Annotated in this window: 15 protein-coding genes and 1 pseudogene; 8 read left to right on the top strand and 8 right to left on the bottom strand. The window is 70.2% G+C overall.

Features of this window, described 5'->3' with window-relative positions; translation table 11 throughout:
* Positions 1-69: 69 nt before the first annotated feature.
* Positions 70-870, top strand: coding sequence for a methyltransferase domain-containing protein (locus KDK95_RS16125; RefSeq protein WP_212518993.1), 801 nt, complete (start codon positions 70-72; stop codon positions 868-870).
* Between the two features lie 116 nt (positions 871-986).
* Here the strand turns inward: KDK95_RS16125 and KDK95_RS16120 are convergent, their stop codons facing one another.
* Both KDK95_RS16120 and KDK95_RS16115 read right to left on the bottom strand, forming a co-directional pair.
* A complete protein-coding gene (locus KDK95_RS16120; protein ID WP_212518992.1) occupies positions 987-2,456 on the bottom strand; it encodes a catalase in 1,470 nt (489 codons plus the stop codon).
* 74 nt (positions 2,457-2,530) lie between these two features.
* Complete coding sequence (locus tag KDK95_RS16115; protein ID WP_212518991.1) at positions 2,531-3,169, bottom strand: HD domain-containing protein; 639 nt, start codon at positions 3,167-3,169, stop codon at positions 2,531-2,533.
* 143 nt (positions 3,170-3,312) lie between these two features.
* Here KDK95_RS16115 and KDK95_RS37725 point away from each other — a divergent pair, with 143 nt between their 5' ends.
* Positions 3,313-4,350: a GlxA family transcriptional regulator gene (locus KDK95_RS37725; RefSeq protein WP_212518990.1), complete on the top strand. Its 1,038-nt coding sequence runs from the start codon at positions 3,313-3,315 to the stop codon at positions 4,348-4,350.
* An 89-nt stretch (positions 4,351-4,439) separates the two neighbouring features.
* Here KDK95_RS37725 and KDK95_RS16105 read toward each other — a convergent pair whose 3' ends face one another.
* Positions 4,440-5,210: a class I SAM-dependent methyltransferase gene (locus KDK95_RS16105; protein WP_212518989.1), complete on the bottom strand. Its 771-nt coding sequence runs from the start codon at positions 5,208-5,210 to the stop codon at positions 4,440-4,442.
* Between the two features lie 479 nt (positions 5,211-5,689).
* Here KDK95_RS16105 and KDK95_RS16100 point away from each other — a divergent pair, with 479 nt between their 5' ends.
* Together KDK95_RS16100 and KDK95_RS16095 are read left to right on the top strand one after the other, a co-directional pair.
* Positions 5,690-6,778: a hypothetical protein gene (locus KDK95_RS16100; RefSeq protein ID WP_212518988.1), complete on the top strand. Its 1,089-nt coding sequence runs from the start codon at positions 5,690-5,692 to the stop codon at positions 6,776-6,778.
* A 315-nt stretch (positions 6,779-7,093) separates the two neighbouring features.
* Positions 7,094-7,927 (top strand): class II glutamine amidotransferase, encoded by an 834-nt coding sequence (locus KDK95_RS16095; protein ID WP_212518987.1) that lies wholly within the window; start codon positions 7,094-7,096, stop codon positions 7,925-7,927.
* Between the two features lie 283 nt (positions 7,928-8,210).
* On the opposite strand, the gene KDK95_RS16090 is transcribed toward KDK95_RS16095, so the two are convergent.
* The 3 genes from KDK95_RS16090 to KDK95_RS16080 all read right to left on the bottom strand — a co-directional run bounded on the left by KDK95_RS16090 (position 8,211) and on the right by KDK95_RS16080 (position 11,756).
* Entirely contained in the window at positions 8,211-9,089 is an 879-nt protein-coding gene (locus KDK95_RS16090) for an alpha/beta fold hydrolase (protein WP_212518986.1), read from the bottom strand.
* Between the two features lie 79 nt (positions 9,090-9,168).
* On the bottom strand, positions 9,169-10,488 hold the full coding sequence (locus KDK95_RS16085) for an MFS transporter (RefSeq protein WP_212518985.1): 1,320 nt from the start codon (positions 10,486-10,488) through the stop codon (positions 9,169-9,171).
* A complete protein-coding gene (locus KDK95_RS16080) occupies positions 10,485-11,756 on the bottom strand; it encodes an aminotransferase class V-fold PLP-dependent enzyme (protein ID WP_212518984.1) in 1,272 nt (423 codons plus the stop codon). The genes KDK95_RS16085 and KDK95_RS16080 overlap by 4 nt, the downstream gene beginning before the upstream one ends.
* On the opposite strand from KDK95_RS16080, the gene KDK95_RS16075 reads away from it, so the two are divergent.
* Positions 11,755-13,167 carry an aminotransferase-like domain-containing protein gene (locus KDK95_RS16075; RefSeq protein WP_212518983.1) on the top strand — a complete coding sequence of 471 codons (1,413 nt, stop codon included), beginning with the start codon at positions 11,755-11,757 and terminating at the stop codon, positions 13,165-13,167. The two genes, KDK95_RS16080 and KDK95_RS16075, sit on opposite strands and share 2 nt — an antisense overlap.
* Positions 13,168-13,263: 96 nt before the next feature.
* Positions 13,264-13,674 (top strand): annotated as a pseudogene (locus KDK95_RS16070) (substrate-binding domain-containing protein); the annotation flags it as partial.
* Between the two features lie 132 nt (positions 13,675-13,806).
* Here the strand turns inward: KDK95_RS16070 and KDK95_RS16065 are convergent.
* Positions 13,807-15,306: a carboxylesterase/lipase family protein gene (locus KDK95_RS16065; protein ID WP_212518982.1), complete on the bottom strand. Its 1,500-nt coding sequence runs from the start codon at positions 15,304-15,306 to the stop codon at positions 13,807-13,809.
* A 61-nt stretch (positions 15,307-15,367) separates the two neighbouring features.
* Complete coding sequence (locus KDK95_RS16060; protein WP_212518981.1) at positions 15,368-16,024, bottom strand: TetR/AcrR family transcriptional regulator; 657 nt, start codon at positions 16,022-16,024, stop codon at positions 15,368-15,370.
* Positions 16,025-16,219: 195 nt separating this feature from the next.
* Here KDK95_RS16060 and KDK95_RS16055 point away from each other — a divergent pair, with 195 nt between their 5' ends.
* Both KDK95_RS16055 and KDK95_RS16050 read left to right on the top strand, forming a co-directional pair.
* Positions 16,220-17,734: a long-chain-fatty-acid--CoA ligase gene (locus KDK95_RS16055; protein ID WP_212518980.1), complete on the top strand. Its 1,515-nt coding sequence runs from the start codon at positions 16,220-16,222 to the stop codon at positions 17,732-17,734.
* A gap of 121 nt (positions 17,735-17,855) precedes the next feature.
* Positions 17,856-18,887, top strand: a complete 1,032-nt coding sequence (locus tag KDK95_RS16050) for an extracellular catalytic domain type 2 short-chain-length polyhydroxyalkanoate depolymerase (RefSeq protein ID WP_212518979.1) — start codon at positions 17,856-17,858, stop codon at positions 18,885-18,887.
* Positions 18,888-18,982 lie beyond the last annotated feature (95 nt).

Raw genomic sequence — 18,982 nt, 5'->3', positions numbered from 1 at the left:
CGGTCCCGCACACAACCCACACGGGCATCTCCCCCATATCTTCCCAGCATCCTGATGCGGTGAGAGACAATGACCGACAACGGCACAGCGAGCTCCGCCCCGACGCCCTATCTCGACGCCGTCGCGGCCACCGACATCGCCCGCTCCTATAAGCACGATCTCCTCACCGCCCTGGCGATCGAGCCGGGCCACCACGTGCTCGACGTCGGCTGCGGTCCCGGCACCGACCTCATCGCACTCGCCTCCGCGACGGGCCCGGGCGGCGCGGTCTTCGGTATCGACCAGGACCCGCACATGGTCGCCACCGCCCGCACGCGCACGGCCGACCACCCGGGCGTCCAAGTGCGCCAGGCGGACGCGCACCGACTCCCGTTCGCGGACCACAGCATCGACCGCGCCCGCGCCGACCGCGTGCTCATGCACGTCGCCGACCCCGCAGCCGTGCTGACCGAGATCCGCCGAGTCCTGCGTCCCGGCGGCCTGCTCACCCTCGCCGAACCCGACTGGGACGCCCTCGCGATCGACCATCCCGACCTAGCCATCAGCCGCGCCTTCACCCGCTACATCGCAGAACGCGTCAACCGAAACCAAGCCATCGGACGCCAACTACCCCGACTGGCCACCCAGGCGGGCTACACGCTGCACGCCGTCCGCAACACCGCCGCCGTCTTCACCGACTTCGCGACAGCCGAAACGATCCTCGGGCTCCGCCGCAACACCCGACGCGCCGTCACAGCCGGCTACCTCACAGCCGACGACGCACGCACGTGGCTCACCCACCTCACCACCGGGACCTTCTTCGCCACCTCCAGCTTCATCACCGTGCTCGCACAATCCGGCGCCTGGTCCTGCCGTGAAAGAAGTTCCTAGACAGTGATCGGAACTGGTGAAGCATGGGCGTATGAACCGCGCCTCGGACCGGACGGCGGTGGGCGGCGCGGGCGAGCCCGCGCCGCTCGCGTGCGACACCCTTCACCGCCGCTCCTTCACCGCCGCTCCTTCAGGGCGGCTTCGAGGCGGGTGCCGAGGTTTGCGTCGGCCCGGCGGAAGTTGCCGACGGCCCGTTCGACGATGTCGGCGCGGTCGGGGCTGACGCCGCCGATGCTGTCGGCGAGGTTGCAGATCAGCCGGTCCTTTTCTGCTGGAGGCATCAGCCGGTACAGGTTGCCGGCCTGAACGAAGTCGTCGTCCTCGCGATGCGGCGGGGCGGCGTGGTTGCCTGTGGCGCCCGTGACCGTCGTCGCGCCCCACAGAGGCCGGCCGGTCTGCGCCGGTCCGCCGGAGCTGTTGGGCTCGTAGTTCGCCGCCCGGCCGTGCCGCCCGTCGTACAGCGCGCCGTCGCGGCCGTAGGTTCTGGCCTCGGTGGCGTGCGGCCGGTTGACCGGGAGCTGGTCGGCGTTGATGCCGACGCGGTAGCGGTGGGCGTCGCCGTATGCGAACAGCCGGCCCTGCAGCATCTTGTCCGGGGACGGGCCGATGCCGGGGACGAAGTGCGCCGGGGAGAAGACCGACTGTTCGACCTCGGCGAAGATGTTCTCGGGGTTGCGGTTCAGCTCGAGGGTGCCGATCGTGATCGGCGGGTAGTCCGCGTGCGGCCAGACCTTGGTCAGGTCGAAGGGGTTGAAGCGGTAGTGCGCGGCGTCGGCCTCCGGCATGATCTGCACCTGCACGGTCCAGCTCGGGAACTCGCCGCGTTCGATGGACTCGCGCAGATCGCGCTGGTGGCTGTCCGGGTCGGTGCCGGCGAGCGCGGCGGCCTGCCCGGTGGTCAGGTTCCTGATGCCCTGGTCGGTCTTGAAGTGGTATTTGACCCAGAACACCTCGCCGGCGGCGTTGTGCCACTGGTAGGTGTGCGAGCTGTAGCCGTTCATGTGCCGGTAGGAGGCCGGGATTCCGCGGTCGCCGAACAGCCAGGTGACCTGGTGGGTCGCCTCTGGGCTCAGCCCCCAGAAGTCCCAGACGTTGTCCGGCTCCTGGGAGCCGGTGTGCGGGTCTCGTTTCTGGGTGTGGATGAAGTCAGGGAACTTGCCCGGGTCCTTGATGAAGAAGACCGGCGTGTTGTTGCCGACGAGGTCGTAGTTGCCCTCCGCGGTGTAGAACTTCAGCGAGAAGCCCCGCGGGTCGCGCACCGCGTCGGGCGCGCCGAGCGAGCCGGCGACGGTGGAGAAGCGGGCGAACACCTCGGTGCGCCTGCCGATCCCGGACAGGAATCCGGCCCGGGTCCAGGGGGTGACGTCGGCCGTCACGGTGAAGGTGCCGTAGGCACCGGCGCCGCGCGCGTGCACGATCCGCTCGGGGATCCGTTCCCGGTTGAACCGGGCGAGTTTCTCCATCAGCTGCTGGTCCTGGACGAGCAGCGGCCCGCCGGGGCCGGCGGTCTCGGCGTTCTGGTTGTCCGCGACGGGGGCGCCCGCCTCGGTGGTGAGCGCGGGGCGCGTCCGGTTCTGGGGTTCCATGGTGCCTTCTTCCTCGGTCTCTGGGGCTGGCGTGGTCTCGGCGGTCGGTGTGGTGCCGGGGGCGGGCGGGAAGGTCATTGCGGCCAATCGGAGTTGTTGACGGCTTCGACGAAGTCCCCGCGCACGAATCCGGGAACGAAGTGCTCGAGCACGTCGGCCTTGACATTGCCGAAGGTGGTCTCGGGGCGCTCCCGGATGCCTTCGGTGAACGCAGCCAGGATTCGGTTCTTGAACTCGCGCCGAGGGTGGGCCGCCACGACGGCGTCGCGCTCGTGTTCCGAGACGGCGTGGTAGCCGATGCCGAGGACGTCCAGCTCGACTCCCCGGGTGATCAGGGCGACTTCGGGCGCCATGCGCAGCGGGATCTCCGGCGTGGTGTGCAGGGCGATGCCGGTCCAGACCCGCTCGGCCGGTTCGCCGGTGATGCCGTGAGCGTGGAGGAACCGGCGGGCCTCGTCGGCGCCGTCGATCTCGAAGCGCTGGTCGGTGCGCCGGAAGCGGGGGGTGAGCCCGAGGTCGTGGAACATCGCGCCCACGTAGAGCAGTTCGGGGTCGAAGTCGAGCCCGAGGGCGCGTCCGCGCAGGGCGCCCCACAGGAACACGCGCCGGGAGTGGTGGAACAGCAGCGGCGACGCCGCGTCCCGTACCAGTTCGCCCGCCTCCCGGGCCAGGTCGCTGTCCGGGACGGGCACGCCCGCGATGATGGTGGTCATGGCTCCTCCGTCGTTTCGCCGTTGATCGGCGCTGTCGATGGGTCTGTGGTGCCTCTCCACGTTCTCCCGACGCAGTAGGCTGGGGCCATGTCCTTTCAGTCAGGCGACCCACAGATCCGGACACATCACGGGACGGCGCGGCCGTGACGCACCGGGTCGGGATCGTGGTGTTCGACGGCGCGACCATGCTCGACATCAGCGGTCCCACGGAGGTGCTGCACCTGGCCGGGCGGCTCGCCGCGCCGTACGAGCTGGTGATGGTCTCACCGGGCGGCGGCCGGGTGACCACATCCTCCGGGCTGGCGCTCACCGGTGCCGTGCCGGCGGCGGACGCCGGGCGGCTGGACACGGTCGTGGTCGTCGGCGGTGACCGGCTCGCCGAGCGGCCGCCGGAGCCGGAGCTGCTCGACGCCGTCCGGACCGTCGCCGCGACGGCCGGGCGCGTCGCCTCGGTGTGCACCGGCGCGTTCGTGCTCGCCGAGCTCGGTCTGCTCGACGGCAGGCGGGCTGCCACCCACTGGCGGCATGCCGCGTCCCTGGCGCGGCGCTATCCCAGGGTGAGGGTCGAGCCCGACGCCATCCACGTCCGCGACGGGCGCTACGTCACCTCCGCCGGCATCAGCGCGGGGATCGACCTCAGCCTGGCGCTGGTCGAGGAGGACCACGGCCCGGACGCGGCCCGGTCCGTGGCCCGGGAGCTGGTCGTGTTCATGCAGCGGCCCGGCGGGCAGTCGCAGTTCTCCACCGCGATCAGCACTCCGCCTGTGCGCAGCGGTCTGCTTCGGCCCCTGGTCGAGGCCGTACTCGCCGATCCGGCAGCGGACCACACCCTGACGGCGATGGCCGCGCGCGCGGCCGTCAGCCCTCGCCATCTGACCCGGCTCTTCCGCTCAGAGCTCGGCACCACGCCGGCCCGCTGGCTGGAACGCGTCCGTCTGGACCGAGCACAGCAGCTCCTGCTCGACGGGCACAGCGTGACGGCGGCCGCCCACATCAGCGGCCTGGGCAGCGACGAAACGCTTCGCCGGGCCTTCGCCCGCCACCTGAACACCACCCCGACCGAGTTCCGGGCCCGCTTCGAGACGACGACCCGGCGGTCGCCCGAACCCGAACGACCGCGGTTGCCGCAGGGTCCGGGCTCATGGAGTCCGGGCGCACGGGGTCAGGGCGCCGCGACGTGATCCGACACCGCGTCCGCGAGCGCCTTCTTCGCAAGCCCGCGCAGCCGCACGTGCGCACGGTCGGTGTCGGGCCCGACCGGGCCGCCGCCTTACGCTGACCGCCCGCCGCGGCGGGTAACGCGGATCTTGGACTGTCCGTGCGGGAGCGCCTCCCAGTCGTCCATGAACGTCGCGGACAACCCGCGCCGCGCGGCCAGCGAGACCAGGGTGTCGGTGCGGTAGTAGAAGTCCTCACGCAGCACCTGGTGCTCGACTTCCTCGGTGCGGTCGAACGTGAAGTCGAAAAACCCGTCCGGCGCCAGAATCCTGCCCACGTGCATCAGGCATTCGTCGATCACCTCCAGCGGAGAGTGGGAGAAGACGCTGTGCGCGTGGACCACCGTGAAGTGCTCATCCGGCAGGAATGCGAAGGTCAGATCGCTCACGAGCGTCAGGTGCGGCAGCTTCGCCTGAAGACTCCGGTCCGTGAGCGTCTCCTGCGCGGCCAGAAGGATCTCCGGGGAGATGTCGATCCCGTAGTAGTTGCCGGTGTCCAGGTACTCGATGAACCGCCACCCGGCGCGCAGGTTGCCGCACCCGATATCGAGCACGCGGTCCGCGGGCTTCAATCCGTGATCGAGGAGATAGTCGAACTGGAGTTGCCCGAGCCGCAGCCAGGACTCGTGGGTCTTGCTGCCCACGGCCGCCTCGGCTCCGCGCGCCGCGTCCGCGCGCATCACGGCCCGGTAGTAGGCGACATGACCGCGATGGGCCAGCCTCAGTTGCGCATCGCGCGCCCACCGGCGCAGGTGATTCCCGATGCGCCCCGGGTGCCTCAGCGCGTAACGCGCCTGGTACGCCGGGCTCGCACGATTGGGCATCGCGGACCTCCCACGCAGACTTCCGCGTCCCGCACAGCGATGACCGGGACACGGGCGGACCCGAGCACCCCATTCCAGCAACGGGCGGAGGGCATGTAAAGCATCCTCGCGCCTGGACGACCGAATCCGCCGGCAGCGTCACCCTCTTGCACCAGCGAGGCCTCGGTCACCACTGGTGGAGTTCGGCATGAGCCGCTCCCCCCGCGCGCGGGCACGCCGAACCGCCTCCCGCACCTGCTGCTGATGCACGCCGGGTATCCGGGAGGGCCCTGATGCTCCCCGCCTGCTGCCCGTTGCTCAATCAACTGGCGTACTGGGCAGGTGCGATGTTGAGGCGGCTGGCGCCCTAGGATCGGCTTGTGGAGGGAAAACGGGCACTCACGTGGCGTGCGCGCTATGCGGCTGCGGGCATTATCACGGTCGGGTTGGTCTTCGGGCTCGGATCTGCTGCGGGAGTAGGGGTCGTACATACTCCGGCTGTGGCCGTCAGGCACTGCGTGGCCGCCGACCCGTCGCCCGGCTGCGGAATCCTGCTTGTCGTCAACGCCGGCGGGGCGGTCAGCGTCGAGGGGGACGGGTCCGCCGGGCGGGGCGGCGGCCAGGATGACACCGTGGTGGGGATCGTCAACGACTCGCGCCAGGCGGTTCACGCCGTCACCGTGACCGAGCCGGGATCGGGCCTTTCCGGATTCGACGGGGGCGGGATCTGCGGCCGCGGCCACGCCTCCTGGACGGGTTCCGCCGACTGCCCTTACGGGCCCACCGGTTATGAAGGACCGGGGACCTCGTTCGTCACCGACCCCTCGCTGCCGGACTCGGCGCAGATCGACTTCGCCGACGGGCTCGCGCCTGGCAGGTCGGCGTACTTCTCGCTCAAGGGGGCCCTGACCTCGCGGCACATGACAGCGGTTCAGGGGGCGCTGGACTTCACCGTATCGGGCTTACTCCCGGTACTGGCGAGTTCGAGTCAGGATACGCACGCGACCTACCCGGACTCCGTCTGCTCGAGCAGTAGGTTCCATCAGTACGAGGCGGCCGCGACAGCGGTCGAGGCATACTTCGAGGAGGTCGACGCGCGTGACGCGGCCACGTTGCTGGAGCACTTCATCGAGGGCTCCGGGACTCCGGTGAACTTCCCGGCGGGGTCGAGCCTGTCACGTCAGCTGCTTTCCAACTCTCAGTTCGTGGCGTTGAACTCCTCCGCGCAGCACGCTCTCGTAGACGCCCTCGAGCTGGGCGAGAACACGGTGGTGCTCAGCCAACCGGCGCTCCGGAGGATCGCGCTGTACATGCCCAACGATCTGAAGTACTCGTTCGGAGGCACTCAGGGCCTGCAGGTCAGCGGGACCGGCCGCCTCGTCGACGGCCACTACACCGGCACGCTCACCTACACCGTCCAGGACAGCTACGGCTTCTCGACGAACGACCACTTCGTCGGAAACGTCGGCGACGACATGCGGTACCTGCAAACGAACTGCGGGGCTCCGCAGTCGGTCGGCGGCGCACGATGGTTCCCGGCCTCGGTCACGATCAACGTCCCCTTCTCCCTGACCGCCGGAACGCGGTAACCACAGCCGGCACCGCCGCCCCGTGCGGCTCACGTGGATCGCTGACGAGCGCCTTGGGGACTCGGACGCCTCGCCTGGATGGCCCATCGGCCACACCCCTCGGGGTCCGTCGCGTCCGCAGACAACCGGAGGCGCTAGCCCGAAGCCCCGGCGTGTCGCGAAGGGGGTGCTCCGGAGCGAACCGGAGCCCGCGCCTGCCGCGTTGCAGTTCGGCTGCCGTACCTCACCGGGACTGTTCGGCCTGCGGACTGCCGCCATCCCATGAATAATCGGGCAAAGTGGTGCAAAGTCCGAGCGCATTACCGAGGAGTGCTCATGTGCCGATGGCTTGCCTATTCCGGCTCCCCTGTCCTGCTCTCCAACGTGCTGTACACGCCGATCCACTCGTTCATCGACCAGAGCCTGCACTCTCGGCTCGGCGCCGAGACCACCAACGGCGACGGCTTCGGCATCGGATGGTATGACGGCCAGGACACGCCCGGAGTCTTCCACAGCACCGAGCCGGCCTGGAATGACGCGAACCTTCGCGAGGTGGCCCAGCACACCACCTCGCCCCTGTTCTTCGCCCATATCCGGGCCGCCATCGGGTCAGCGGTCCAGCAGACCAACTGCCACCCCTTCCGGCACGGTCGCTGGCTGTGGATGCACAACGGATTCATCGACGGATACGCGAAAATCAAGCGCGACCTGGCCTTCGCCGTCGAACCCGAGTACTACCCGCACATCGCCGGGACCACCGACAGCGAGCTCATGTTCTACCTGGCGCTCACCTTCGGCCTCGAGGACGACCCGGCGGAGGCCGTGGCCAAGGCGATCGGGTTCGTCGAGGCCCAGGGGCGGCAGGCCGGCGTCGAGTACCCCTACCAGGGGACGATCGTGACCAGCGACGGCGAGTCGATGTGGGCGTTCCGCTACTCCAGCGAGGGCACGTCGCGGACCCTGTTCTTCACCAGGGACGTACCGACACTGCGCGAGCAGTACCCTGAGGCGAACATTCTGCACGAAGTGTCCGACGACACCCGCCTGGTGGTATCCGAACCGGTCGGGAACCTGCCCGGCGCCTGGCAGGAAGTGCCCGAGGCGTCGTACGGGGTGGTTCGAAAGGGGCAGGACGCCCTGTACGCCTTCGTCCCCCAGCCTCCCCGGTGATCCCCTCGGCGCGTCGACCCATCACCCCGGCGAATCGACAGACGCAGACCTGAGGGCGGCCGCATGTCCGCACGGTCCTTCGCGTCTTCCGGCCGGCTGCGCAAGGAGAGAGCCGCCCACGTTCGATGACATGGACTGAGCAGGTCCGCCGGCTCAGCCAGCCCGGAAAGGCGATCATGTGATCGCCTTTCCGGACGACGCGGAGTTCCTCGGGTGCATATCCCCCGGGGTGACCTGCAGCCATTCGATACGCAGGTCGGGCCGTCAAGAGGTCGGCCGGGGACTAGCCCCGGAAGAACTCCAGGATGTCCTTCGCGATGAGGTCCGGTCGACCTTTCGGGTTGGCTTTCGTCACGTCGCTTGAGCCGCCGTGGTCAAGGTCCGGGTACTCGACGCGGCGTACCCGCGGCAGCCGTTGTGCCAGCGCGTCCATGCCCGGTCTGAGCCACGGCAGGCCTTTGCCACCGCTCATCATCAGCACATCGGCCGCCACGGCCGCGTATTCTTGCTCTGCTCCACGCCGCTGCTCGATGATGACGCCCTCGTACCGGATCGTCGGGGCGAGCTTGCGCAGGGTGACCTGCGACGGCCCGGCCTTCTTGTCCTCGGCTTTGAGCATCATGTTCGTCAGGCCGGCGAGAAGAGAGCGCGGGAACAAACGCAGCACCCCGGGCCCGAGTTTCAGGCCGATCATCGAGGTGACCATCGCGGCCGGTACGTTGCCTGCCGCGATCTCGTCGTCGAAGCGTCCGATCCAGTCGAAGTCGAAAGGAACGGCCGCGGACAGCAGCGCGGGCTCGTAGAGCGCCAGCCTCTTGATCTCCGGGTGCCGGCGAGCCGTCTCGAGCGCGACCAGTCCGCCCGCGCTGACGCCGAAGACGCGTTCGGCGCCGCAGTGCGTGATCACCGCGGACAGGTCGGCTACCTCGGTGCCGATGTCGTGCCCGGGACGGTGCGCCCCGCTCAGGCCGCGTCCGCGCCGGTCCGGCAGGACCACCGTGTACTCGTTCGCGAGGGCGTCACCGAGGGCCACGTGATTGAGCCCGGATTCCATGGAACCGTGCAGCAGCACGACTGCGGGCCCCTCGCCACGTCGGCGGTAGCCGATGTCGGTGCCGTCCGCCGACCGCACCGTTCCGACGCGGTAATCGTCTACTGGCATGCCTGTGTCCTCCACATGTTCGGTTCATCGCGGATGGTCGAGTTGCTTGCAGGTGTCTGGGGCGCTGCGGACCAGGTGATCATCTGGGCGCCGTGCCCGGGATGGCGGTGATTCGGTTCACCGGGGAGAGAACGAGTCCGAGCACCGCGAACGCCGAAAGGCCCGCGGCGACGACGAGCGCGGTGCGGGCGCCGACGGCCCCGGAGAGCAGGCCGGCGAACAGGCCGCCGAGCGCGCCGCCGCCGAACAGCAGCGTCCGGAACGCCGCGGTCATCCGGCCCATCATCGCCTGCGGAGTCATGGCCTGACGCAGACTGACGATGATGACTCCCGCGACGCCGAGGCCGAGGTAGGTGAGGAAGAACGAAGCCACGCACAGTCCGAGCAGCAGCGAGCGTGGTCCGCCGGCCGGGGCCGCGGCAACCAGGACGGGTCCGAGCAGCAGCGCCGACTGGGCGACGAGGTAGACCCGGCCGGCGCGGAACCGGCTGATCACCGGGCGGGAGATCGTCGCACCGAGAAGCCCTCCGACCGAGGCTGAGGCGAAGATGCCACCGATTTCCGCGGAGCCCAGGTGAAGCGTGGCCGAGGCGTAGAGCAGGAACATGGTCCATACCGTGACCATCGAGAAGTTGCAGCAGGCCCCGACGAGCGCCAAGGCGCGCAGCAGCCGGTCGCCCAAGACCCACCGGAGGCCGTCGCGCAGTTCGCCGGTGACGCTGCGCGGACCGCTCGGTTCCGGCGCGGGTTCCGGTGCCCGCACCAGAAGGAGGGAGACCACTGATACGAGATAGGAGGCCGCGTCCGCGAGGATCGCCAGCGGAGCGCTCATCGCGGCGATGAGCGCTCCGGCGATACCCGGGCCCGCGACGTCGGCGGCGGAGGAACTGACGCCCATCTTCGCGCTCGCCTCGACGTACATCGCCGGGCTGCGCACGAGAACAGGCACGTAGGACATCCAGCACAGGTCGAACAGCACGGACGCGATCCCCACGGTGGTGGCGATGACGAGCAGGAGGGCGAAGTCCAGCGCGTGCAGCCGGTAGAGCGCGGGAACGAGGGCGAGCAGCAGGAGCCGGGCGGTGTTCGCCGCGAGCATCAGGGGCCTGCGGCGCATGCGATCGGTCCACACGCCGATCGGCAGCGCGAGGCAGATGTACGGCAGGAGCTGGCAGAAGCGCAGGACGCCGACTTCCCGATCGTCGGCGTGGAACGCGTCGATCGCGGTGAGCGGCAGCGCGAGGGTGGTCACTTGGGTGCCGAGCAGGGAGATGCTCTCGCCGAACCAGAAGGTGAGGAACGCCCGGTTCTGCCAAAGGCTCGGGACCCGATCGGGGAAGGGCTCCCCCGCTGCTCCGGCGCCCGGCTGCGCCTGGACGGGTTCGTCCGTCTGGGTCATGCTGCGCTTCCCGCGAGTTCCGCGACCGCGGAAGCGGCCTCGTCCACCTCGTCCTCGGTGTTGTAGTAGTGCGGTGAGAGGCGCAGGCACCAGTCGATGTCCTTGTCGCCGAAGTCGAAGAGGGCGAATTCCCGGAAGCTGAGCGCCGAGTTGATGCCGCGCCGATCCATCGCCTGCTTGAACGGCCGCGGGTCCCACCTTTCGACGGTGAAGGTGACCAGTGCGGCCAGGTCCCGGCCGCGGTCGAGCACGCGCACCCCCGGGAGCTGCTCGAGCCTGCCGCGCAGCCGGGCGGCCAGGGTCTGCGCCCGCGGCGAGACGCGCTCGATGCCGACACGCCGGGCGTAGCGCGCCGCGGCCGCGCAGCCCAGCAGCGTGGCGTAAGGAAACTCCCACTCCTCGAACCGGGCTGCGCCGGTGGCCGGACGGTAGTCGCCGGTCTCGGTCCACCGGGCCCCGTGCATGTCGATGAACTGCGGCTCGTATCCGCCGGCCAGGACCCGTTCCGAGACGTAGAGGAAGCCTGAACCGCGCGGCCCGCGCAGGAATTTGCGGCATGTCGCGGTCAGCATGTCGCAGCCGATGCGCGCCACATCGAGCGGGATCTGGCCGAGGGACTGGCAGGCGTCGACGAGATAGAGCAGGTCGAGTTCACGCGCGTACCTGCCGATCTCGGCGATCGGCTGGACGAGCCCGGAATTCGTCGGCACGTGGGTCACCGCGACCAGACGCGGGCGCCTCGTGCGCATCAGGACAGCCATCGCCTCGACATCGACGCCCGCCCCGTCCGGCAGATCAGGCGCGTGCACGATCTCCACTCCGAGCCGCTTGCGCAGCGCCAGGAACGCGATCTGATTGGAGACGAAGTCGTTGCGGGTGGTCAGGATCACCTCGCCGGGCTCGAACGGGACCGCTGAGAGGGCCTTGCTGTACGCATGGGTGGCGCTGCCGGCGAAGGCGATGTTCGCCGGGCTCTCGGCACCGACGAGTCGAGCGGTCTCCGCGTAGAACTCGCGTACGTTCTCGGCTGCGGCCGCGGCCGCCTCGTAGCCGCCGATCTCCGCTTCGCGTTCGAGGTGCTCGATCGTGGCCTGCAGCACCGGCCGGGCCATCAGGCCGCACCCGGCGTTGTTCAGGTGGAGCACGTTCTCGCAGCCGGGGGTGTCGGCGCGCAGTGCCGCGATGTCCCCGGCGTCCAGTTCGACCGCCGTCGACAGAGGGGGAAGCGGTATCCGCCCGGAGACTGTAGCGCTATTCTGTGTCCTCATGCCAGACAGTAGCAGTACTGATTCCGTCATCGCCAGCCTCAAGCGGCTGCTCGCACAGCTCTCCCCCGGAGACAAGCTGCCGAGCAGCCGGGACCTGGTCGCCCGGCACGGCGTGAGCCCGGTGACAGTCTCGCGGGCCATCGCACAGCTGGCGGCCGAAGGCCTCGTCGTGACGCGGCCCGGGGCCGGGAGCTACGTGGCCGCACGCTCCACACCGGCACGAGCGGGCCGCGCGGACACCTCGTGGCAGACGGTGGCGCTGGCCGGCCGGGACATCGACACCTCCGCGGCCGTCATGCCGGTCGAGGCGCAGGCGGTCGCGCCGGACGGCGAGATTTCGATGGCAGGCGGCTACCTGCACGCCGCGCTCCAGCCGACACGCGCCCTCGCGGCCGCGCTCGCCCGGGCCGCCCGCCGCCCGGACGCCTGGCACCGCGCGCCCGCTGCGGGACTCGCCCCACTGCGGGCGATCTTCGCGCGGATGGCCGACCCCGCAGGCGCCGTCGACGCGGAGGACGTGCTGATCACCGGCGGCGGTCAAGGAGCGCTCGCCCTGCTCTTCCGTGCCCTGGCCGCGCCCGGCGCACCCGTGCTGGTGGAATCACCCACCTATCCGGGCGCCCTGGCGGCCGCGCGCGCAGCCGGGCTGCGGCCGGTCGCCGTACCCATGGACGCCGAAGGCATACGCCCCGACCTGCTCGCGGACGTCTTCGCGATGACAGGCGCGCGCGTGCTGTACTGCCAGCCGTCGTTGCACAACCCGACCGGAACCGTGCTGGCCGCGCACCGCCGGGATCAGACGATCGCCGTGACACGCGCGGCAGGCGCGTTCCTGATCGAGGACGACTTCGGCCGCCACCTCGGCCACGGCCGCCCCCTCCCGCGCCCCCTGCTCACCGAGGACGTGGACGGCACCGTGGTGTATCTGACGTCGCTGACGAAGCCGACGGCGCCGAGCCTGCGGATAGGCGCCGTGATCGCCCGCGGCCCGGTCATGCGACGACTCCAGACGCTCCGGTATGTCGACGACTTCTTCACCGCCCGCCCCCTGCAGGAAGCCGCGATCGAAATGCTCAGCACCCCGGCCTGGGACCGGCACCTGCGCACACTCGCGACGGCGCTGCGCGACCGCTGCGCGACACTGTCGGCCGCGGTCGCCACTCAACTGCCGGCATGGCGCACGGCCGGGTATCCGGCAGCCGGACTCCACCTGTGGTTCGAGCTCCCCGACGGCCTCGCGGACGGCCCGGCCGCGGACGCGGCCCGCACCCTCGGCGTCGCCGTGAACGCGGGCACGCGCTTCTTCCCGGCCGAGCCGGACGGCGCGTTCCTGCGCCTCGGATTCGCCGCAGCGGCAAACGAGCACGAACTGGCCGAGGGCGTCCGGCGCCTCGCGCGGATCGGCGCCTGATCAACGGTAAGCCGGGCCAGAAAGCTCCGCCCTGCGCCACCGCATTGGTCAGCGCACGGACTTGACGAAGACGACGGCCAGCGCCCCGACCAGGGCGATGCCCGCGCAGATGGGAACAGGGCCTCGGCCGAGGGCGCAGGCGTGCGCGTCACGCACATCCCGCTGGCCGAATCCCCCTCGGCCGCCGCCGAAGCCGCCGAAACACTGGCGCAGCCCGGCGCCCCCACGGCCGTGTTCACCTACAACGACGAATACGGCGCCCTCCTCCACGCCGCGCTGGCCGACCGCGCCCTGCGCATCCCCGAGGACGTCGCCCTCATCGGCGCGGACGACCAGCCCATCGCCTCCTACCTGCGCCCCGCGCTCTCCTCGGTCGCCCTCGGCGTGCCCGAACTGGCCGAGCACCTCTTCCTGCACATCCAAGCCCTCCTCGGCAGACTCCCCGAAGGCACCAAAGTCCCGCAGAACCCGGCGCACGCCGTCGTCGTCCAGCGCGCCAGCAGCTGACCGTCCAGCAGTTGACGGTCCGCACGCGGGATCTATCAGCTTCAATGTGTCGCGCCCGCGTGTGGTGAGCTGGATCAGCTGGGCTCTGCGATCGACCCCCCGGATGCTCGGGCATGCGGGCGACACCGGATGCTACGGGCGGGCGTGCTCCCACAGTTCGCGTTCCCGGGCACGGGGGTCGTGCTGCGCGTGCGGTTCGAGGTCGAAGTACATGGTGGTGCGGCGCTGCTCGTCGTAGGCGGGCCAGCCGGGTGCGCCATGGGTGGCGAAGGCGACCCACGCGGCGTGCATCGCGGTGGCCAGATGTTGCGGCGGGGTGGGCCCGAGCAGCCCGGCGAAATCTCCCTGCTTGAGCGAGTCGAAGACGAACGGGATTTCGGCGGCGTGGCAGGCGCCGAGTCTGCCGCCGAACGCCGGGGGCTGCCAGGCGAATTCGTAGAGGTACGCGGACCCGGGACGGCGTCGAGAGCAGGCTTCGGCCAGGCGCAGAGCGGGGATGCGGTAAAACCAGTCGGTGACCAGGCGGGCGTGGGTCGCGCCGAAGCTGTCCTCCGGATGGTGTTCCCGGTAGACGGCGACAGCGGTTCCCGGATCGAGGCCGTACGCGGCGGCGGTGGCGCGGACGAGGGGTTCGCCGATCCCATCGATCAGGCCGGTGGGCACGGTGAACAGCCGGAACTCGTCGCTGTTGGTGCCGATGAGGATCTCGACGTCGGGCAGGTCGCCGTCGACGGCGGCTGCGGCGGGGTCTCGCGGGAGCGCGACTGCGTCGACGACGGGTTCGAAGGGCATGAGGTTGACCGCGGCCCGGCCCCAGCGGGCCGGCGTCGGTTCGGCGGAGATCTCGGCGCGCAGTGCCTGCTGCGCCCGCAGCAGACGGGCGCTTTCGACCTGGGCGAACGCCTTCCTCGTCGGGGCGACGCCGAGGATCTCGGCCAGACGCCCGGTGATCAGGGTCGCGGAGTCGGGGTCGAGCCAGTGGTGAGCGGCACCGGACTGCAGGATGGCGCGGTGGAAGAGGCCTGCGGCCTGCGGCATGGCCAGCAGCGCTCCGATGCTCATAGCGCCGGCCGATTCGCCGAACACGGTCACGCGCGCGGGATCCCCGCCGAAGGAGTCGATGTTCTCGCGGACCCAGCGCAGCGCCGCGATCTGGTCCAGCAGGCCGAGGTTCGCGCTCGCGTCCGGCTCCTCGAAGTACAGGAACCCGTCGGCGCCGAGCCGGTAGTTGAGCGTGACGAGGACCACCCCGTCGCGGGCGAAGGCCGCGCCGTCGTAGCAGGCGGCTGATCCGGAGCCGTTGGTGAAGGCGCCACCGTGCAGCCAGACCATGACCGGCGCGCGCCCGTCGACATCCGGTGTCCAGATATTGAGGTTGAGGTAGTCGTCGCCGGGGATGTCCGTCTCCGGCAGCAAGACGTCGAACGGAGGCGCGTAAGGAGCCTTCGGCGCCGTGGAGCCGAAGGCGTCGCACACGCGCACCCCCGGCCACGGCGCAGGGGGCGCGGGCGGCTGGAAGCGGCGGGCCCCGATCGGCGCTGCCGCGTAAGGGATGTTGCGGAACACGGCTATCCGACCGTCGACGACGGTGCCGCGTACGGTCCCGCAGGCGGTTTCCACTGAAGGCTGCATGAACGGGGTCCTCGGGGAGTGCGGGCCGGTGGCGAGCCGTCGGCGGCTGGTGTTGGTCGGGTCAGGCCGGCTCGGGGATCCCGGCCATGCGCAGAGCGAGGGCCGCATACGTATCAGCGACCTGCTCGCCGGTGAACGGCTGATCGGGGCCGAACCAGGAGGCCACGTGCATGCCGATCGCGCCGATCGCGGTGGCCGTGAGCAGCAGGTCCGGCACGGCGAACACGCCGTCCTTCACCCCGTGCTCCAGGATGTCGATCAGCATCCTGCGACACTCGGCGCGCAACTCCAGCGCCGGGGCGGCGAGCGCGGGCGCGAGGGCGTGCAGCTCGGTGTTGGTCACGGTGGCCAGGAGCGGGAAGTCGGTGTGCACCCGCACGTGGGCGCGCACCAGCGCAGTCAGCCGGGCATCGGCCGCGGCATCGCCGGGCAACGCCGCGGCCGCCGACGTCAGCCGGTCTGCCAATTCACGGTGCCCGAGCAGAACGAGGTCGGCGAGCACCTGCTCCTTGGACGGATAGTGCGAATAGAGCGTCGCGGAGTTGATCCCGACACGCTCGGCGATCGCGCGGATCGAGGTGCCGGCGAACCCGGTCTCGGCGAACAGCGCCAGCCCGGCGTGCAGGATCCTTCCGCGCGTGCCCGGCGGGGTGGCGCCCTCGGGCAGGGCGGCCTCGACGGCGGCCACGCGGCGCGGATTCCAGTCCGGCACGTCCACTGACGCTCACTCCTTCGCAGACGGTACGCGATACCGAGTTGCAACCAATCGATTGGTTGACAGCGTAGCGCGGAGGGCGGATGGTGTCCCGTAACGCTTCGGACACAACCAATCGATTGCTTGGCTAACTCGGCTCGCCGGTCGGCTGGTGCGCTTCCGGTCCCCCATCTCGTCGCCGCAAAGGAGCAGCGCCCCGTGAGCAGCCCAGAGGCCAACCTGGCCGCGATCTTGACCACGTCTGCGGCCCGCCACCCCGGGCACGCCGCGATCAAACTCGACGAACAGGTCCTCAGCTACGCCCAACTGGACGCCGCGAGCTCACGGGTAGCCGCCTTCCTCAGCTCCCGCGGGATCGAACCCGGATCGCAGGTCGGGCTGATGCTGCCGAACGTGCCCGAATTCGCGGTGCTCTACTACGGCATCCTGCGTGCAGGCGGCGTGGTGGTGCCGATGAACCTGCTGCTCAAGGCCCGCGAGGTCGCCTACCACCTCGCCGACGCACAGTCCGCCGGCGTGCTCTGCTGGCACACGGTCACAACGGAGGCGGCCGAGGGAGCAGCACGCGCGGGCGTGCCCTGCGTGGTGATCGACCCCGAAGCCTTCGCCACGGAACTGGCCGGGCACCCTCCCGCACCCGCGCTCACGCCGCGGGATCCCTCCGACACCGCAGTGATCCTCTACACCTCCGGCACGACCGGCCGGCCGAAAGGCGCCGAACTCACCCACGACAACCTCTCACGCAACGCCGAGGTCACAGTGCGCACGCTGCTCGAGTGCGGGCCGGACGACAAGCTGTTCGGAGGGCTGCCGCTGTTCCACTCGTTCGGCCAGACAGTCGCACTCAACTGCGCGATCGCCTCCGGGGCGTGCTTGAGCCTGATCGCCCGCTTCGACGCCGGCAAGGCGCTCGAAGTGATCGAACGCGACCGGGTCACCGTGTTCCTCGGCGTCCCGACGATGTACATGTCCCTGCTCGCCCACGACAGGCGGGCGCAGCACGACCTCTCGAGCCTGCGGGTGTGCGTCTCCGGCGGCGCGGCACTGCCCGTCGAAGTGCTCCACGGTTTCGAAGAGGCCTTCGACACCATCATCCTCGAAGGCTACGGGCTATCCGAGACCTCCCCCGTCGCCTGCTTCAACCACCCCGGCCGCGTCCGCAAGCCCGGCACCATCGGCACCCCGATCGAGGCGGTCGACATGCGGATCGTCGACGCCGACGGCCGCGAAGTGCCCGACGGACAGGTCGGCGAGATCGAGATCCGCGGCCACAACGTCATGAAGGGATACTGGCGCAGGCCGGACGCCACCCTCGGCGCTCTTTCGAACGGCTGGCTGCGTACCGGGGATGTGGGCGTGCGCGACGACGAGGGCTACTTCCGGATCGTCGACCGCAAGAAGGACATGATCATCCGCGGCGGCTTCAACGTCTACCCGCGTGAAATCGAGGAAGTCCTCTACGAACACCCCGACGTAGCCGAGGCCGCCGTCATCGGCATCCCGCATCCCACCCACGGCGAAGAAGTCGCCGCGGCCGTCGCACTGCGCCCCGGCGCCACCGCCACCGCCGCAGATCTCCGCGAACACGTCAAGGCACTGGTGGCTCCGTACAAGTACCCACGCCACGTGTGGATCCTCCAGACACTGCCCAAGGGCCCGACCGGAAAAATCCTCAAACGCGAGATCCAGCCACCCGCCGACCAGCCCGCCTGATTCCAGGCCCACCGCCTCCGCGCAGCGCAACGCAGCGCCGCACGGACGGCCCGTGGGCTCGCGTGCAGACCCGCGAGCCCACGGGCGACCAACCCGACCCGACCCCCTCGGAGTGTGTTCAATGGCGTTCCGCTCCTCCCGATCCACGCATCCCACCACCCCGCTACGCAGGGCCCTGACCGCGGCCGCCGCGGCCGCCCTCGTCCTGACCGCACCGGCCGCCGGACACGCCGCCACGCCCGGCCCGCTGCCGCACTACGACATCACCGGCGTGTACGTCACCGGAGTCTCCTCCGGCGGATTCCTCGCCACCCAACTGCAGGTCGCCTACTCCGGCACGTTCGACGGCGCCGGAATCTTCGCAGCCGGCCCGTACGACTGCGGCGAGGGCAACGTCATCGACTTCGAAACCTGCGCCCTCGGCATCAGCGACGCCCAACTCGAGGCCCAAGCCCAGACCTGGGCCGCGCAGGGCCAGATCGACCCCCTCGCGAACCTCCAGGGCAAGCCGGTCTACACCTACCACGGCGTCCTCGACCCCGTCGTCAACACGCTGATCGCCAACGCCGGCGTCTCCTTCTACCAGCACTTCGGCGCCAACGTCGACTATCACGACTGGGACCCGGCCGGCCACTCCTGGGTCACCCCGCTCGGCGTCGTCCCCTGCGCGGCCACATCCGCGCCGTTCCTCAACAACTGCCTCGACGACCCCGAGCGCGAGATGCTCACCCAGTGGCTCGGCCACGTGAACGCGGCCAACGACGGCACCCCGCAGGGCACCCTGAGCCAGTTCGACCAGGACGCATATGCCCCCGGCGGGAATGCGGGCGCACTGTCCATGGACTCCAGCGGAATGCTCTACACCCCGCCCTCCTGCGCCGCCGGCGCCGCATGCAAGCTCGTCGTCGCCCTGCACGGGTGCCTCTCCGGCCAGTACCTGATCGGCGACCTGCTTCCGGAACTCGGCAATCTCGACACCTACGCCGACACCAACAACCTCGTCATCCTCTATCCGCAGGCCGTTGCCAGCGTCCTGCCCGTCAACCCCGAAGGCTGCTGGGACTGGTGGGGGTACGACGGCGCGAACTTCGCCGTCAAGTCCGCCCCCCAGATGACCGCGATCGTCGACATGGTCCACGCCCTCGGCGGCTGACGGCCCCCGCCACCGAAACAGACGGCCCTCCCCCACTGAACCAACCGCCGGGCGATGCCGGTTCGGCAGCGCCCGGCGGTCGCCACACCCTGCCC

Source organism: Actinospica acidithermotolerans, assembly GCF_018139625.1.
Lineage (GTDB): Bacteria > Actinomycetota > Actinomycetes > Streptomycetales > Catenulisporaceae > Actinospica > Actinospica acidithermotolerans.
The sequence above is the reverse complement of the archived record's forward strand: the minus strand, read 5'-3'. Positions and strand labels throughout refer to the sequence as shown.

What these genes read in the sequence shown, in the direction of transcription:
- KDK95_RS16065 (WP_212518982.1), bottom strand. Translation starts at nt 15,306, where the DNA reads ATGCAGCCTTCAGTGGAAACCGCCTGCGGGACCGTACGCGGCACCGTC.
- KDK95_RS16085 (WP_212518985.1), bottom strand. Translation starts at nt 10,488, where the DNA reads ATGACCCAGACGGACGAACCCGTCCAGGCGCAGCCGGGCGCCGGAGCA.
- KDK95_RS16125 (WP_212518993.1), top strand. Translation starts at nt 70, where the DNA reads ATGACCGACAACGGCACAGCGAGCTCCGCCCCGACGCCCTATCTCGAC.
- KDK95_RS16090 (WP_212518986.1), bottom strand. Translation starts at nt 9,089, where the DNA reads ATGCCAGTAGACGATTACCGCGTCGGAACGGTGCGGTCGGCGGACGGC.
- KDK95_RS16115 (WP_212518991.1), bottom strand. Translation starts at nt 3,169, where the DNA reads ATGACCACCATCATCGCGGGCGTGCCCGTCCCGGACAGCGACCTGGCC.
- KDK95_RS16095 (WP_212518987.1), top strand. Translation starts at nt 7,094, where the DNA reads ATGTGCCGATGGCTTGCCTATTCCGGCTCCCCTGTCCTGCTCTCCAAC.
- KDK95_RS16075 (WP_212518983.1), top strand. Translation starts at nt 11,755, where the DNA reads ATGCCAGACAGTAGCAGTACTGATTCCGTCATCGCCAGCCTCAAGCGG.
- KDK95_RS16105 (WP_212518989.1), bottom strand. Translation starts at nt 5,210, where the DNA reads ATGCCCAATCGTGCGAGCCCGGCGTACCAGGCGCGTTACGCGCTGAGG.
- KDK95_RS16080 (WP_212518984.1), bottom strand. Translation starts at nt 11,756, where the DNA reads ATGAGGACACAGAATAGCGCTACAGTCTCCGGGCGGATACCGCTTCCC.
- KDK95_RS16120 (WP_212518992.1), bottom strand. Translation starts at nt 2,456, where the DNA reads ATGGAACCCCAGAACCGGACGCGCCCCGCGCTCACCACCGAGGCGGGC.
- KDK95_RS16050 (WP_212518979.1), top strand. Translation starts at nt 17,856, where the DNA reads ATGGCGTTCCGCTCCTCCCGATCCACGCATCCCACCACCCCGCTACGC.